18 protein-coding genes are annotated in these 15,719 nt (G+C 39.9%); 9 read left to right on the forward strand and 9 right to left on the reverse strand.

The annotated features are described in order from the left end of the window. Nucleotides 1-3: 3 nt before the first annotated feature. Together resB and CP948_RS06550 are read left to right on the forward strand one after the other, a co-directional pair. Nucleotides 4-1,647: a cytochrome c biogenesis protein ResB gene (gene resB / locus CP948_RS06545; RefSeq protein WP_096602591.1), complete on the forward strand. Its 1,644-nt coding sequence runs from the start codon at nt 4-6 to the stop codon at nt 1,645-1,647. Further along, nucleotides 1,607-1,909: a hypothetical protein gene (locus CP948_RS06550; protein ID WP_096602593.1), complete on the forward strand. Its 303-nt coding sequence runs from the start codon at nt 1,607-1,609 to the stop codon at nt 1,907-1,909. The genes resB and CP948_RS06550 overlap by 41 nt, the downstream gene beginning before the upstream one ends. Nucleotides 1,910-1,912: 3 nt before the next feature. On the opposite strand, the gene CP948_RS09055 is transcribed toward CP948_RS06550, so the two are convergent. Continuing rightward, nucleotides 1,913-2,071, reverse strand: a complete 159-nt coding sequence (locus CP948_RS09055) for a GlsB/YeaQ/YmgE family stress response membrane protein (protein ID WP_245810106.1) — start codon at nt 2,069-2,071, stop codon at nt 1,913-1,915. Between the two features lie 5 nt (nt 2,072-2,076). Next, nucleotides 2,077-2,169 carry a GlsB/YeaQ/YmgE family stress response membrane protein gene (locus CP948_RS09060; RefSeq protein ID WP_484496814.1) on the reverse strand — a complete coding sequence of 31 codons (93 nt, stop codon included), beginning with the start codon at nt 2,167-2,169 and terminating at the stop codon, nt 2,077-2,079. A 111-nt stretch (nt 2,170-2,280) separates the two neighbouring features. Between CP948_RS09060 and CP948_RS06560 the strand changes: the two genes are divergently transcribed. Both CP948_RS06560 and ispD read left to right on the forward strand, forming a co-directional pair. Next, complete coding sequence (locus CP948_RS06560) at nt 2,281-2,631, forward strand: hypothetical protein (protein WP_096602632.1); 351 nt, start codon at nt 2,281-2,283, stop codon at nt 2,629-2,631. Beyond that, on the forward strand, nt 2,628-3,287 hold the full coding sequence (gene ispD, locus CP948_RS06565; RefSeq protein WP_096602595.1) for a 2-C-methyl-D-erythritol 4-phosphate cytidylyltransferase: 660 nt from the start codon (nt 2,628-2,630) through the stop codon (nt 3,285-3,287). The genes CP948_RS06560 and ispD overlap by 4 nt, the downstream gene beginning before the upstream one ends. On the opposite strand, the gene CP948_RS06570 is transcribed toward ispD, so the two are convergent. From CP948_RS06570 to CP948_RS06585, 4 genes are read right to left on the reverse strand one after another with little or no spacing between them, the layout of a single operon-like run. Further along, entirely contained in the window at nt 3,215-4,378 is a 1,164-nt protein-coding gene (locus CP948_RS06570; RefSeq protein ID WP_096602597.1) for an MFS transporter, read from the reverse strand. The genes ispD and CP948_RS06570 overlap by 73 nt on opposite strands. Continuing rightward, nucleotides 4,359-4,766, reverse strand: a complete 408-nt coding sequence (locus CP948_RS06575) for an acyl-CoA thioesterase (protein ID WP_096602599.1) — start codon at nt 4,764-4,766, stop codon at nt 4,359-4,361. Before CP948_RS06575 ends, CP948_RS06570 begins: the two co-directional genes overlap by 20 nt. After that, nucleotides 4,763-7,255: an AMP-binding protein gene (locus CP948_RS06580; RefSeq protein WP_096602601.1), complete on the reverse strand. Its 2,493-nt coding sequence runs from the start codon at nt 7,253-7,255 to the stop codon at nt 4,763-4,765. Before CP948_RS06580 ends, CP948_RS06575 begins: the two co-directional genes overlap by 4 nt. Nucleotides 7,256-7,266: 11 nt before the next feature. Further along, nucleotides 7,267-8,301: a succinate--CoA ligase subunit alpha gene (locus tag CP948_RS06585; protein ID WP_096602603.1), complete on the reverse strand. Its 1,035-nt coding sequence runs from the start codon at nt 8,299-8,301 to the stop codon at nt 7,267-7,269. A 105-nt stretch (nt 8,302-8,406) separates the two neighbouring features. On the opposite strand from CP948_RS06585, the gene thiC reads away from it, so the two are divergent. From thiC to CP948_RS06600, 3 genes are all read left to right on the forward strand, one after another. Beyond that, nucleotides 8,407-9,774: a phosphomethylpyrimidine synthase ThiC gene (gene thiC, locus CP948_RS06590; RefSeq protein WP_096602605.1), complete on the forward strand. Its 1,368-nt coding sequence runs from the start codon at nt 8,407-8,409 to the stop codon at nt 9,772-9,774. Nucleotides 9,775-9,970: 196 nt separating this feature from the next. After that, nucleotides 9,971-10,198 carry a class I SAM-dependent methyltransferase gene (locus tag CP948_RS06595; RefSeq protein ID WP_338033538.1) on the forward strand — a complete coding sequence of 76 codons (228 nt, stop codon included), beginning with the start codon at nt 9,971-9,973 and terminating at the stop codon, nt 10,196-10,198. Between the two features lie 183 nt (nt 10,199-10,381). Continuing rightward, nucleotides 10,382-10,627 carry a hypothetical protein gene (locus CP948_RS06600; protein ID WP_096602609.1) on the forward strand — a complete coding sequence of 82 codons (246 nt, stop codon included), beginning with the start codon at nt 10,382-10,384 and terminating at the stop codon, nt 10,625-10,627. Nucleotides 10,628-11,129: 502 nt separating this feature from the next. On the opposite strand, the gene CP948_RS06610 is transcribed toward CP948_RS06600, so the two are convergent. After that, complete coding sequence (locus tag CP948_RS06610; RefSeq protein ID WP_096602614.1) at nt 11,130-11,561, reverse strand: hypothetical protein; 432 nt, start codon at nt 11,559-11,561, stop codon at nt 11,130-11,132. Between the two features lie 51 nt (nt 11,562-11,612). Between CP948_RS06610 and CP948_RS06615 the strand changes: the two genes are divergently transcribed. Together CP948_RS06615 and CP948_RS06620 are read left to right on the forward strand one after the other, a co-directional pair. After that, nucleotides 11,613-12,557: a tetratricopeptide repeat protein gene (locus CP948_RS06615; protein WP_096602616.1), complete on the forward strand. Its 945-nt coding sequence runs from the start codon at nt 11,613-11,615 to the stop codon at nt 12,555-12,557. Nucleotides 12,558-12,579: 22 nt separating this feature from the next. Beyond that, on the forward strand, nt 12,580-12,825 hold the full coding sequence (locus CP948_RS06620) for an excalibur calcium-binding domain-containing protein (protein WP_096602634.1): 246 nt from the start codon (nt 12,580-12,582) through the stop codon (nt 12,823-12,825). Between the two features lie 1,213 nt (nt 12,826-14,038). Here CP948_RS06620 and CP948_RS06630 read toward each other — a convergent pair. Both CP948_RS06630 and CP948_RS06635 read right to left on the reverse strand, forming a co-directional pair. Next, nucleotides 14,039-15,004: a Fic family protein gene (locus tag CP948_RS06630; protein WP_096602636.1), complete on the reverse strand. Its 966-nt coding sequence runs from the start codon at nt 15,002-15,004 to the stop codon at nt 14,039-14,041. A gap of 328 nt (nt 15,005-15,332) precedes the next feature. Beyond that, entirely contained in the window at nt 15,333-15,539 is a 207-nt protein-coding gene (locus CP948_RS06635; protein WP_096602620.1) for a hypothetical protein, read from the reverse strand. Between the last annotated feature and the right edge of the window lie 180 nt (nt 15,540-15,719).

Here is a 15,719-nt window from a genome sequence, read left to right on the forward strand (position 1 = left end):
GTTATGCGTTATGGACTTTTTGTAATATCATCACTGATCTTTTTAGCTGTGGCCATAGTGGGACTCTTTCACCTTGAAGAGAGAGGCTTTTTCTATTATGTGGTTTTGTTTTTTGCAGGAGGCATTTTTGCTTTATCTACACTGCAGTTGGTTTTTACCGCTTTGATGGACTTTCTCAGAGACTATAGAAAGCACAAAAATCCTTTGGACTTTCTTTATGACTTTTTCTCCTCTCTGAAGCTTGCCATATTCTTGATGGTTTCTTTGGGTTTACTTTCTATGCTTGGTTCTACATACATACAGCAAAACCAACCCTTAGGCTTTTATCTTGACAGATTTGGCGCAGATGTAGGGTTGTGGTTTTGGAAGCTTTGGCTCACAGATGTCTTTCACTCTTGGTACTACATAGCATTTATAGTGCTTCTTGCGGTTAATCTAATAGTTTGTTCCATTAAAAGACTTCCAAGAGTGTGGATACAGACCTTTACGAAAGAAAGGTTTCAGAAGTTGGACCAACATACGCAAAAGCATTTAAAACCCATCAGCATACGCATAAACCCATCAAAGGAGAAGGTTCTGTCTTTTTTAAAAAGGCATGGTTTTAGTGTTTATATGGAAGAGGAAGAGGGAAAGGTATATTTCTATGGGGAAAAGGGTAGGTACTCGCGCTTAGGTGTTTATGTGGTTCATATAGGCTTGCTGGTGATAATGGCGGGTGCGCTTATAGATGCCATTTGGGGCATAAGGGGATCCGTTATAGTACCAGAAGGTTCAAGAAGTGATACTCTTGTGTTGCAGTCTAATGATAAACAGTTGAGACTACCTTTTCAGATAGAACTGGAAAACTTTAGGATTGTCACATACGGTGAGGAAGCCCAAAGAAAAGGAAAACCCATTAATACACCTTTTAAAGATGATGTGGCAAGCTTTGAGAGTGATATACGTATCATCAAAGATGGCAAAGTGGTCTCAAGTGGCACTACCGCAGTAAATTCTCCCTTTGACTTTGGTGCTTACAGAATATTTCAGGCAACATACGGACTCACAGGCGAAGCTGGTGTGGTAAAGCTTGTAGTGTTTGACAAAAGCAAGGTGTCGAAAGATCCTAAATCTGCTCTGCTGGGTGAGGTGGAGCTAAAAGCGGGCAAGGTTAGTGAGTTTAAAGACATGCTTCTTTCTATAGACAGGTCAACTCTCAACATAGAGGACGAGCAAGCTGGTATGAGAGGAGACCTAAAGCCTGCTTTGATAGTTAAAGTTCTTTTAAACCATAAATCTTACAATGTGCCTGTGGTTTACTCACCCGAGCTTACTCTTATTGCTTACACTCAACTCAAAGAGCTTAGAGACTTTCCCTATGTCTTTTTTATGTCTGACTTTAGACCGAGGTTTTTTAGTGGTTTTCAGGTATCTCACCAGCCGGGTACTTCTCTAATATGGCTTGGTTCCTTTCTGGTTGTTGGCGGTATGCTAATAGCTTTTTATACTATTCACAGGAAGGTGTGGATGAGATTAGAGGGTGATACCCTTTGGGTAGCCTTTTGGTCCCATAAGCTAAAAGAAGACTTTAGAAAAAGCTTTATAAAAGCTCTGGAGGAGTTAAAGCATGAAGGTGCTCGTAATGGAAAAGAACCTGATTATGCTTAGCAGGATAAAAAACAGTTTATCTGGACATGAAGTAAGTAGCAATGCGGAATATTCGGGTGAAGATGTAGTCTTTATAAACGTTGAAGCCTTCCCCGTAGATAAAATAAGGGAGCTAAAAGCAAAGGGAGCAAAGGTTATAGCTTACTGTAGCCATAAAAATGTGGAACTTCAATTAGAGGCAAGGTCCGCAGGAGCGGATCTGGTAGTGCCTAACAGTCAAGTGGTTGATGCGGGACGCATTTTGGATGGGTTAAAACCTTAAAGGTTAGCGATTTTGACCTGCAAACATCCCATACACGAACAGCACAATTAACGCACCTATCACTGCTATGACGAGACTACGGAAATCAAATCCGCTTATACCTCCAAAACCTAGCAAAGTACCAATAAATCCCCCAACTACTGCCCCTACGATACCTAACACGATTGTTAGTATAATCCCCCACCTTGACGACCTGGCATGATGAGCTTTGCCAAAATGCCAGCAATAAGACCTAATACTATCCATGCGAGAATGCTCATGATAAACCCTCCTTAAGTTAGTCTTCTAAAATATTACAGTATTTTTGATTTTTTAAATGAAATGATATAAATCATAAAAAGCTGAAAAGGACAGTTATTAAAATGATTTTTATGAGCGTAAGGCATAAGACAAGAGAGTACATAGAAAATCTTTTTGGAGAGCTGAAAAAACACGTACAGAACGGAGAACACACTATTTTTAACATATATGCAAAAGAAGAAATAGACCTTCAAGAGTTTGAACTCGTTGATGTAAAGGTGGATTTTTCTGATGCGGAAAGTGTTAAAAGGTTTTTAGACAGGACAACAAGGGAAACCTTAGAGGGAGAGGTAAAAGGTTTAAAGCTAATAGCTATGGTTATTGACAAAGGTGATGATTACATTTTTTCCTCTCAAGTGGAGCTCGATGAAAGTATTAAAGAAAGTATCAAAGAGAAGATAGAGCAATTAAAAGAAGAATGATAAGCGTTATCCTGCTTTCCGCAGGAGAAGGAAAACGTTTTGGAAAAAAGAAACAGTTTGTAGAGCTCTGTGGTAAACCTATGTACCTTTATTCCCTTGAGAAAGTAATAGGTAGGTTTGACGAAGTGATCCTCGTGCTTCCAGAAGAAGATATGGACAGGGTAAGACTGCCAGCAGGCGTTCAAAAGGTAAAGGGAGGAAAAGAGAGACAAGACTCAGTGCTTGAGGGTTTGCTTGAAGCTAAGGGTGATGTAGTGATAGTGCATGACTGTGCTCGCCCCCTTGCAGATGTGGAGCTTTTCTATAAGGTATCTAAGCTTGATGCGTATCATGGAAAGATAACTGCAGTACCAGTAAGAGACACACTAAAAGAGGTAGCGGAAGGCATGGTGGTTAAAACCATAGACAGGAGTAATGTGTGGCTTTCTCAGACACCGCAAGCTTTTGATAGAAGGGTGCTTCTTGAATGCCATTTTAGAGCTAGAAACGAAGGTTTTTATGCCACAGATGATGCAACCCTTCTGGAGAGATACGGCTACAGGGTGGGTGTAGTGGAGGGTTCCCCGTGGAACTTTAAGATCACTTATCCAGAAGACCTACTTTTGGCTGAAAAGCTTTTGGAAAGCATGAAGATAGGCACTAAGGAAAGTAGTTGAGATGCCACAGAGAAAGCTATCAGGTATTTAAAAGACACCTGATAGAGATAACCCATAATGGCGCTACCCAAGAACCAAGAAAATCCGTAGAAAAAGTGAAAAATACCAAAAGCTTTTCCCCTTGTCTCTGGTGGTGTAAGCTTAGCTATAGCTGACCTCATTATGGATTCCTGAATACCCATACCTAAGCCCCACAATACTATCCCTAAGAAGACAAAGGTAAAGCTTAAAGAGAAAGCAAAGAGTGGATATGCGGAAGCAACCAAAATACCAAGCATTAGTGCATAGAACCCAATCCTATCAAAAAGAATTCCAAAGAGAAGAGCAAAGATGGCATCCACTCCCATGGCAACCGCATAAACGAGGGATATCCATCCATCTGGCATAGAAATGCCTTGCTTAAGGTGGTAAGCTAAAAGAGCAAAGTCCGCATACCCCATAGCAACAAATCCGCTTGCAACTACATACATGAAGAAATGGCTTTTTAAGTGATCCCCTTCTTCTCGCTCCTCTTTAACCACACTGTCTGTATAGATGAGTTTTGTGTATATGAGGGTCAAAAGGGCTATAAAAGCAGGCACACCTAAAAAGATAAAAGCAGATCGGTAATCTCCACTGACAAATAGTACTACACTTACCAAAATAGGACCAGAAAGAGCTCCTATTTGATCAAAAAACTCGTGTATGCCAAAGCCAAGACCATGACCCATCTTCTTTGTAGCAAAGGAAAGAAGTACGTCCCTTGAAGGTGTCCTTATGGATTTACCTATCCTTTCTATGAGAACTAAAAATCCAGCCCACTGCCAGCTTGGTGCTATTGCAAGTAGAGGTACAGAAAAAAGATTTATAGCGTATCCTACTATGGTGATAGCCCAATAGAGCTTTGTTTTATCAGCTAAGTATCCAGAGAAAAGCCTCAGAGCATAACCTAAGAACTCCCCAAAACCCGATATAAAGCTAACTATAAAAGCACTCGCACCCAAAAGGGACATATAAGGACCTATGATGCCCCTTGCTCCTTCGTAGGTCATATCCGCAAGGAGACTTACCACACCAAAAAGAAGGACTATCTTATAGGCTTTCCTTTCCATCGCTCCCCTTTAGAACATCTCTTATTATATTGGGTATAGACCTTATCTTTAGGTCTTTAAGGATGCAATGCTTGGTATTGCCAACCGCCCTTAGTTCTTCCTCAACAAACACTTGATAATCAAAGGAAAAAGTAAATCTGTCTATGTAAGACAGGCTTATCTTTATAAGTATCTCCTCGTCGTAGAAAAGGGGTTTTTTGAACTCACAAAAAGCGGACAAAAGGACTACCTCATAACCTTCTTCCCTTAGCTTAGAATAAGGAAGTCCAAGAGTACGAAGCAGATCCCCTCTTGCTTCCTCAAAGTACCTAAAGTAGTTAGAGTGATGGACTATACCCTGAGCGTCCGTTTCGTAGAACTGTACGCGTCTTCTGTATATGTGCGTCATGCGTATTCCTTCAATAAGGCTTCTATGCGCGTTTTTGTTTCCTGCACAATCTCTTCGTAAGACATGCCTTGCGGAAGTATGGGTTCTCCAAAAACCACCTTTATCTTTTTAGGCTTTGGCAGTTTATCCTTTATGGACATGGATTCGTAAGTACCTATTAGAGCTGTTGGTACTATTGGAATGCCAAGTTCTCTGCTCAGTATGGCAAAACCTTTCTTAAAGGGTAGAAGTTTTCCGTCTCTTGTTCTTGCACCCTCTGGGAATATGACCACCACCTTGCCCAATCTTAGTGCCCACGCTGTCTTTTGGAGAGATTCTTTTAGCTTTTTGTCCAAGTTTACAGTAATAACGTGCGCTAACCTTCCAAAAAGAGAGGTGAGTGGATTTTTGAAATAACCTTCTTCACCCAAAAAGTAAGTTTCTTGTGCTATCCTTTCAGGGAGTGCACAAGCCAACACAAAGCCATCAAGATAGCTTGCATGGTTTGCTGCCAATATGAAAGGAGGTTTAGGTAAGTTTTGAAGGTTCTTCACTTCTAACCTATTGTACAGTTTGAAAAACACGTAAAGTATAAGTCTTCCTATTCTGAATATAAGCGGATGGTGTTCAAGCCTGTAAGGTGGTGAGTCCTTCAGTATGCTAGCCCAATCTACCTGAGCCACTTGCACCCTTTCCTTCTTCTCGGATATGAGCTTTAAAAGGTCATAAAGGACACTATGCTGTACCAAGTCTTCTTCTTCTAACCTAATACCAAAAGTTGTCTCTATAAAGCTAAGAAGCTCTACTTTGGCAAGGGAATCAAGTCCTAAGTCTATTTCTATGTGATCAGAAGGTTTTGGTTCTTTACCGGACAACCTCTGTATAAATTCAGAGAGAGCTAACCATTCAGGTGTGGAAGGTATATCTATTTTACTTTCTTCTTTTATTTCTTCTGCTGACGCGTATAACTTTGGGAGCAAGAATCTTCTAAGTTTTCCCAATCTAGTTTTTGGGAGTTCTCTGTCAATGAGTTTAAAGCCTGTTATTCTTTTCCACTCTGCAAGCTCTCTGTTTACCTTGTCTATGACATTCCACTTTATGTATTCCTTCATGTTAAGGATACCTCTCTCTCTGAGTTTTTCAAAGTCTGGAAAAATAAGAGCGTGCAAAGAACCATCCACTTCTAAAACCCCCACCTCTTTTATAAGATCACTCTTAGTGAGTATGAGGTTTTCTATCTCCTCTGGGTTTACTTTTTTCCCTCCAGACAGAACTATTATCTCTTTTTTTCTGCCTGTTATGTAAAGGTAGCCATCCTGATCCATATAGCCAAGGTCTCCAGTTAGAAGCCAACCGTCTTTGAAGGCTCTTTGGGTCTCTTCTGGCTTTTTAAAGTATCCCAGCATCACATTAACTCCGCGCACCATAACTTCTCCATCTTGAGCTATTTTCACATGGACTTCTTCTATAGGAACACCTACAGAGCCAAGCTTTATCTTCCAAGGTGGGTTAAAAGACACAATAGGTGATGTTTCGGTAAGCCCATAGCCCTCCAAGATGGTAAAGCCAAGCTTGTCAAGAAAGAGTGCAGTCTCTAAGGGTAGCTTTGCACCTCCGCTTACCAAAAATCTCAGATGCCCTCCGAAGCTCTTGTGAACTTTCCAAAAAATAAGCTTTCTAATACCCTTGGGTAAAGCGCCAGATAGTTTTATGAGCACCTCTCCCAGTTTGCTTTCTTCTACTCTCTCTCTTATTCTCTTCTCTATAAGTTGGTAAAGTCTTGGTACTCCCACCAGTATAGTCACAGCGTGCTCCTTCATAGCCTTTATGAGTTCTTCAGAACTGAGCTTTTCTATAAACACCACTGTGGCACCTATGTGAAGGGGTAAAAGCATAGTGGTCATAAGGGGATAAGAGTGATGAAAGGGAAGCAGAGCTAAGGTAGTGTCTCTTTGAGTTGCTATGCCAAGCTTTTCTATAGCCTTTATGTTGGAAAGGAGGTTTTTAAAGCTGAGCATAACACCTTTTGGTTCTCCCGTAGTGCCTGATGTGTAAAGGATAAGTGCATTATCGTTTAGATTCCAAGCATAGAACTGCTGAAGTTTTCCAACTTCTAAAGACAGCTTATCCAAATTAAGAAGCTGAGGTCTTATACTTAAATTTTGAAGAGCCCTTAAGAGATTTTGCTCTGTAGTGCTTGAAAAGCACACCGCAGAAGGTTCTGTTTCTTTGAGTATGTACTGTATCTCTTCCGGAGAAGACATAAAGTCTATGGGGACTGCTACTGCACCCCTCTGCCAAATGGCGTAAAAGGCATACACCCACTCGGGACGGTTTTCCGATATGATGGCTACTCTTTCACCTACTGCTGTGTCCAAAAGGTAGGCAAAGGAATTTATATTATCTATAAGCTCTTTGTAGGTTATGCTTTTACCTCTGTGTATTAACGCAGTTTTTCCCCAATCCCTTAACCTTGGGATTACACTACCTTTCTGTAGGTCAAGCTCCATTAAAAGCTATTTTAAGCCTTGAACTGGCATGTCTCTTCGTCTATGGTGGAGTACAGAGGTTTTACTTTTCCTTCTGGCAGGGTATCCTCAAAGTCTCTGGGCACACCAAGCTCCTCTATGCAGTGCACAAGATCGTGATAAAACTCCGCTACTTTTACAAGTCCCGTTATCTTACCTACTTCGTTAAAAGCCCTTATCTTATCTGTAGCTTTGCCCTTACCCCTCTCCACTATGGCACCCGCATGACCAAAGGACACACCCTCTAAACTTTCCTGAAACCTTCCTGCCACAAAAGCTGCTACAGGTTTGTTCCATTTTCCTTTTTCCCATAACCTTAGTATGGTTTGTGCTGCTTGCTCTTCGTAAGACCCCCCCACTTCACCCTGTATGATCACACCCTTTACATTAGGATCATCCGCTATGTTCTCTAAGGCATCTGCAAAAGTGGTGCAGGATATGACATCACCTCCCAAAGCCAGAGCCATATACACGCCCCAACCCCTTCTTTTGAACATCTCCGCAGTGGTAGTGGTAAGTCCACCGGATTTGGAAAGAATCACTAAGCTACCATCTGCATAGGCTATGGAAGGGTCTTTTCCACCTATAGCCCCTATCCTTGCTGGTATGCGCGGAACTATACAACCCAGCGATGTGGGACCTACTATGATGACACCCCTTTCCTTGGCATAGTGATAAAAGTAAACAGTGTCCCTTATAGGAACATGCTCTGTTATTATGAATATCACCTTTATACCTGCGTCCACAAGCTCTATAACTGCATCTTTTACAGATGCGGGAGGCACATAAACTATGCCTGTATTTATGTTTGGATGCTTACTAAGAGCTTCTTTTACCGTGTTGTAAACAGGAATCCCTGCTACCTGAGAACCACCTTTTCCGGGTGTGACGCCTGCCACTATAAAGCCTGGGTATAGAGCTTCTGATTCTGATACCACCTGAGAAGCTTCCCTTCCTGTTATACCCATAACTATGATTTTGGTTTGATCATTCAAATAAACCGTCCCTACATTCCATGTTCTTTCCATGCGAGCCTCCTAAGGATCATTATAACCTAAACCGTAATAGATCATATTGCCAAGCTTATGGTTAAGAAAGATATTTATAACACCATTTTCTTAAGGAGGTAAAACATGCTGAGGGCAGAATGGGTTGAAAGCAGAAAAAAGTTCAAGAATAAATCCCAGATGTATCTTGCGAGAGAAGGCATTATAACGGAAGAGATGAGGTATGTAGCTAAAAGGGAAGGTCTGCATCCTGAGTTCGTGCGTCAAGAAGTAGCCAGAGGTAGGATGATCATACCTGCCAACATCAACCACCTTCACCTGGAGCCTATGTGTATAGGCATAAACTCAAGGGTAAAGGTCAATGCTAACATAGGAAACTCAGGGCTTGCATCGGACATACCCACCGAAATAGAGAAGGTAAGGGTTGCCATAAGATACGGTGCGGACACCATAATGGACCTATCTACAGGAGATGCCATAAAGGAGACCAGAGAAGCTGTCATAAGAGAGAGCACAGTTCCCGTTGGTACAGTACCCATATACGAAGCACTCAAAAGGGCAAAAGGGCAGGTAAAGAACATGACCGTTGACCTCATACTGGATGTCATAGAAGAGCAGGCAGAGCAAGGTGTTTCTTACATGACCATACATGCAGGAGTTCTCAGAGAGTTCCTACCCATGGTACAGCACAGGGTGATGGGTATAGTTTCAAGAGGTGGAGCCATAATGGCTCAGTGGATGGTAGAGCACGGAAAACAAAACCCTCTGTACGAGCATTTCGATAAGATATGTGAGATATTCAAAAAGTACGATGTTTCCTTCTCCTTAGGAGATGGGCTAAGACCCGGTGCCATAGCTGATGCGTCAGATGATGCGCAGCTTGCTGAACTAAAAGTCCTTGGAGAGCTCACAGAAAGGGCATGGAAACACGGTGTGCAGGTTATGGTAGAAGGTCCAGGACATGTACCCATGGACCAGATAGAGTTCAACATGAAATTACAGCAAAAGATATGCCACGAGGCACCTTTCTATGTGCTGGGTCCTTTGGTCATAGATGTGGCACCAGGATATGACCATATAGCATCTGCCATAGGTGCTGCTATGGCAGGTTGGTACGGTGCAGCTATGCTTTGCTATGTGACACCTAAGGAACACCTTGGACTTCCTAATGTGGAAGATGTTAAGCAAGGAGTCATAGCTTACAAAATTGCAGCTCACGCTGCTGATGTTGCTAAAAACTGGCCTGGAGCTCGGGAATGGGACTTAGAGATGTCAAAAGCTCGCTTTGCCTTTGATTGGAACAGACAGTTTGAGCTTGCCATCGATCCGGAAACCGCAAGAGCCTATCACGATGAAACATTACCACAAGAAGGCTACAAAACTGCCAAGTTCTGTTCCATGTGCGGTCCTGAGTTCTGTGCCTACAGGATATCTCAGAACGTATCAGAAAAGATGGAAGAGGTGATACTAAAAGACAACTGGATAGCACCATAAGGGCTATAGTGTTTATAAATAGGAGAACTCTACTACTCTTAACTAAAGCCCACCCAAACGCATGGCAAGGAGGTTGGTAAATAAGGAAATGCACGAGTATGTGAGCAAGTCAACAGTTCAGAAAAAACAGATGCAGAAGTTTTTAAGACTCGTGGAAGATACACCTTCGGAATATTAATACGCACCAAGCAGGATTATAGATGTGGGAGGAGCAGAAGGAGCCCTTGCTAAGGCTTTGAAAAATGCCTATCCACGCACTTATGTGCTCTGTTTGGATAAAGATCCAGAACTTATAAAGGAAGAAGAGAAAAGGTGGGAGAAAATTGAATTTGTTTGTGCGGATTTTCTTGACTTTAAAGCAGAGGGAGTTTTGATCTGGTGGTTTCTACCAACACTTACCACTGGTTTGATGGGCAGTGGCTAAAGGCATTAGAGAACACCTTTGAGATTTTGCTCATAGTTCTATTGCCATACTTTTTGACGAATTGGAAGGTTTAAGAGAAGAAGTAAAAGAGCTTGAAGGAAAATAAGAAAGAGATATTAAAGAAGCTCCAGGAGACATACACATGAGAAGTCCAGAGTTGCAGAGGAACTTTATGAGAAGTTTTTGTTTCACCTAAAGAAACTTACGGAGACGGAGCCTGAGGTTATAGAAGACTTCCACAAACAAGTCGTGCGAGAAAAGCTTGTATCTATCCTAAACGAAGCTCGCAGTATAAAGGACTATCCGAGCAATCTTTTATCTGCGATGGAAAGAGCCATAGAGAGGCTTGACTTATGTTATCTTGGAAGGGAGCGAACATGCGGGAGATTAAAGCTATGCACCATAATTTTAAGGAGGGTGAACACATGACGGACTATGAGTACTTGTTGATGTTGTAAAATAAAAAGGAATATGGGACATAGGAGGGTTATAAATATGAGGATTGGTACATTACTTTCAATATCTGCATCAGGATTAGCGGGTATACTGTTTTCTTCTTGTGCACCGACGGTTGATCTTAATAAATCAGAAAAGACACCATTAAAAATTACTTCAATCAGGAAAGAACGTATGGATACTGCGGGAACTACCTATACAGTAACCATAGAAAACAATACAAATAACACCTGTTCTCTTATATGTGTGGTCTATAAAGGGGATCTCTCAAGATATCAAAACGAAACATGTAATCGTATGAACGTACCTCCAATGGGTGTGGTAAATATGTCTATATTCCTAAGCCATTGGTTCACTTTGGCGTATTCTACACCCCAGAACCTGCAAAGTGTCATTGCTTACTGTGTAACAAACCCTGTTTATAGAAAGTAAAGATAGCGGAAAAGTAAAAAGCACTACAGGAAAGAAGAAATAATCAACTCTTTTTCTTCTTCGCTTTCCTAACAATCCTTAACAAGAGATAGCCATTGAAAAGGACGAAAAGTATAGCTACCGCTACCATAAAATAAATAGCAAACATAAAAGCCTTAACAAAAATGTCAGTGCGATCTCTTGTAAGATAAACTACAATAAGCCCAAGAACAAAGAAAGATCCAAATATGTCTGTTGAGGCAGAAAGGAGAAAGAACCTCCACTTTAGGAAATCTTTTAAAGCTTCTTCATCAATATCTTCCAAAACAAGAAGAGGCACATCTAAAAGCCTGCTTACCTTTCCTGCAAGTTCATTTATCTTGTCATTGTTGCCTTCTTTCTTTGCCTTGAGGTATTCTTCAAGTAGTAGCAATGCTTCCTTGTCATCTAACTTCTTCAAAAGCCCTATCAAGGAGGGACCCTTTTGCTCACTCATAGCCTTATTCAAAATATAATATTCCAGATTTCAGTTAAAGGGAGGACAAAGATGAAGCTAAAGATGGCCTTGGTTATGATCCTTGCTTTGGTTTGGGCAGGTGTATCTTATGCACAGAAGGAGATAATAGACTGTATTAACTACCTTAAAGCAGGAGATTATCAGAGGGCTATTAAATCAGGTCAAATGGCAGTAAAACTCTATCCAAGAAGTGCAGATGCTTATTCCTGCTTGGGAGAAGCTTACCGTATGACTGGAGAAATAAACCTTGCTATTGAGAACCTTAAGAAGGCAGAGGCTTATGCAACAAGAGATGTTGAGTTAATGTATATCTATATCAGTCTTGGAGATGCCTATGGACAAAAAGGCGATTTAGATAATGCCCTTTTCTATCATAGCAAGAGCCTTAATTTGGCAAGAAAACTTGGAGACAGAGAAATGGAGGCAGGGGGACTTACTAACATAGCAAATGTTTTCCGTATAAAAGGAGAACCTGATAAAGCATTAGAATATTACGAAGAAGCCTTAAGGTTATATACAGATGAAAAAGGCAAAGCCCTCACTTACAACAATATAGCAGGTATCTACTTGGATAAAGGAGATTATAAGAAGGCTATTGAATACTTTAAGAAAGCGATTGAGATAAGTGAAAGATATGGGGAGTATCACGCAAGTGGAGATGGAATGCTAAACCTTGGGGATACTTATAGAAAAATTAAAGATTTTAAAAATGCGGAGTATTACCTTTCCGAGGGACTTAAAAGAGTTCAAAAAGTTGGAGATAAATACGCAGAAGCAAAAGGATTAGCATTCTTTGGTCTGTATTTCAGAGATAAGGGAGACATAAAATCTGCAAGGGAACACTTAAACAAGGCATATGAGATTTTCAAGTCCATAGGAGCGGAGGGAGAGGCTTCAGTGGTATTAAAAGATTTATCTAAGCTTGAAGAGAAGAAAGAAAATAAAGAAGAGAAGAAGGAAAATAAAAAGAAGTAGGATATTCCTTGGAGGTGAAGACATGAGAAAGGTTTTGGCTTTAGGCTTGGTTCTTTTTTCTACTCTTGCTTTTGGAGAACAAAAGTATAGCTGTGAAGAAGGCAAGAGAAAAACATGCAAGACTATAACTTCCTGTGAAGAGGCAATGTTTTACCTTAAGCAGTGCGGTATTACAAGGCTTGATGCAGATAGAGATGGGATACCGTGTGAGTGTCAGGCTTGCATAAGTAAAAATCCTAATGCCGATAGGTGTAAGGAGTATAGATAAAGAAGAAACCACTTGCAATTTCTGAATAGTTGAGTTAAATTTTTTACGAGCCAATTAGAAGTTAGCAACAAAAGAGAAAAAGCGTTATCTTTAGTATTTTTAGTAGCGAGGAAACTAAAGCGAGTAAATTAAGGCCGAGCAACAAGTAAATTATAGCAAGCTGATTAAATAGTGAGATCATAGCATTCCATTTGAAAACGAACGTACGAAAAGTTGATACCTTAGGCGTGGATTTTGCGAATGATCCACGCTTAAAGTTTTTTGCTGATTTTTTCTTCATTTTTTACCTCCATAAAGGCAAGTATAAAAAGATGTAGGGAAATAAAAAAGTATTCATAGACGGGGTTTAGAGACTTAGAAGTTTTTCTCTTGTTAGTCTTACTTTGCTTGCTATCCTAAAAAACACGCATTTTCAGGATGTTCTGCGCTGAGTTTGCAAAGTAATCTTATGAAGGTAAGAAAACCCCTTTCTTGGTATTTTCTTTCTTACCTCCGCCATTTTGTGACTGTTTCTTTTCTACTCCTGTGTCTATGTGTTTATGTAGGGTTGTATATTTTTCTATTTTTTCATTTGTGCATATGTGTATATGTGCATGAGCGCTTGTGCACCAAAAATCGTATACCCTCGCTATATATAACCCCCCTCATTTTTTACTCAAAACCCCAACTTTTTTACCGAATAGTAAAAACTTGCTTAAAATGTTGTCCTTGAATAATGGAAGATAGTGTTGGAAGGAAAAACAAAGAAGCACAAATAAACTTCTGTAGTAGCACACCTTGAGAAACCTTCAAGCCCCAACCAATGCCTAAAACAAGAAGAAGACCTGCCATCTACCACACAAAGTTTATCCTTCCAGCTCTCATCCTTACAGTTTATGAATATTTTTCAATACGGTAGTGAGTTTTAACTAATCTTTGTCTTTTCAGCGATGTGATAGTTAAAGTGTATTAGGTAGTTTTAACTAAGCCTTAAATATTTTTGCGGTATGTTGGTTAAAGTTGATGAAGTGCTTGAGTGGTGTGTGTTATGGAGTTGTCGCTAAGCTTTGAGTGGTATAGTGTTGTGTGTGAGGTGGAAGCTTCCCGCTTGCCGTGTGTATACCAAAAACCTAAAGCTTTGTTAAACATTCAGATCTTTAAATACCAAGTTCATTACGAACCAATAACGAACTTTGAGATTTTTAAAACGTCCTGCTTAACTTCACAAGCTTGGTCATTTAAACTCTTCTATGTGTATTGTTTTTGAAACAATCTCTTCTATATTCTCCAATGCTTGTTTTTCCCTTTCTATGAACTCTATAATTTCAGAGAGAGGTACTTTCCAACGATTATCTATCTTGATAGCTTTTATCTTCCCTCTGTTTATCAAAACTCTTACATAATCTTTATTTTTGAAGCCTAAAAGATATGATGCTTTGGAAATGTCTAACAAAACTTGATTTATTCTTGATTGTACCTTAAGGGAATGGATAAGTTCCTTTTTCACAAGGTCGTTCATTGACTTTAAATCGCCATAGGTTAAAAGTGTTTCTGTTATCTGATCATTTGTTAGCTTTCTCCCTCTTGCCAACTTGTCTATCACAATAATAGCTCCATCTTCTGCCTTTTTGATGGCATCAAGGTATGCGTCTCTGTTTCTGAAAGCTACATTCACAAGCCCGTTTTCTATAAGAATAGCGTTTAACAAAATTCTTCCTACTCTTCCATTTCCATCTTCAAAGGGGTGCAAAACTTCAAACAAAAGGTGAAAGCAATTTGACTTGCTAATGGCATCTAAACTGTTGTTGTTAAGCCACTCTATTATGCAGTTCATTATCATAGGAATGACCTCTGGTCTTGGTGGTTCAAACTTTGCTCCAAATATCACCATATCCTCTTTTCTGTAGCCTTTGCTACTTAACTCAAAGCCCTCCCAAAGCTTATTGTATACCCATAACACAAGAGCTTCAGTGATAATGCTTATGCTTTTCCCACGATTATTCAAAGCTAACATATACACATCGTCCGCAGTTTTGTAATAGTTCCAAGCTTGTAATAACCTTTTGTCCTCGGGTCTGGAAGATGGAAATTCTTCTAAGTCTATTTTAATCCTCTCTATAGCAAGAGAGCATATAGTCTCTTCTTTCTCAAAGTATCTTATAAACTCTTCACCTAAAACATTTAAACTTTGATACGCCATCGTATCAAATATTATATTGGAAAACATAGATTAGACAATAACTAACAAAAATTGATACGGAACTTATTTTGCCTCAGTTTAACTATCTTTTGTACTTTTGCTTCGTATGTTGGTTAAAAGTGTTAAACCTTCTCAAATCTAAGGATCACTAAATCAACCAAGAACTTTAAGATTTTAACCATCTCCTTTAGTTTTAAACAAAAGTGTAGTTAAAAGTTTTGAAGTGGAGGAACACAGAAGTTATCCAAGTGTTGGACCTTTATTTTCTTCTTTTCTGTGAGATTTTTTGTATTCTTCCAAGTTCTTTCTTGCGGTCTCTTCTAACTTCTCAAAACTTCTCTTTCTTAAGCTTCTTAACCTCTTGTTGAACCTCTGTTAGCTTATAATCAAATTCTCTTAACTCTTTCTGCAAAAGATCTAACGATTGCTTGTAATCCTCTATCTTGCGTTGGATCAACTCTAAACGCCTTAAGATTTGATCCTCAAGCGACAAAACTTCTTTTAGCTTAGTGCTAAGATCGTAATACTCCTTCATCGTTTGCCCTCCAAAGGAAAAGGCTTCATCTTTTCTTTTTCTCTTATCAGTATAGACTTCCTCTCATAAAGAGTCAATAGTTTTTGAGGCTGTTTGAAAAATCCCAGAGCATTGACAAAACTTGATTTCTAAAAACAGCCCTCAAAAGCTCAAAAAATAAGTAAATCCCCCAAAGCACCA

The sequence above is a fragment of the Hydrogenobacter hydrogenophilus genome, from assembly GCF_900215655.1.
GTDB lineage: Bacteria > Aquificota > Aquificia > Aquificales > Aquificaceae > Hydrogenobacter > Hydrogenobacter hydrogenophilus.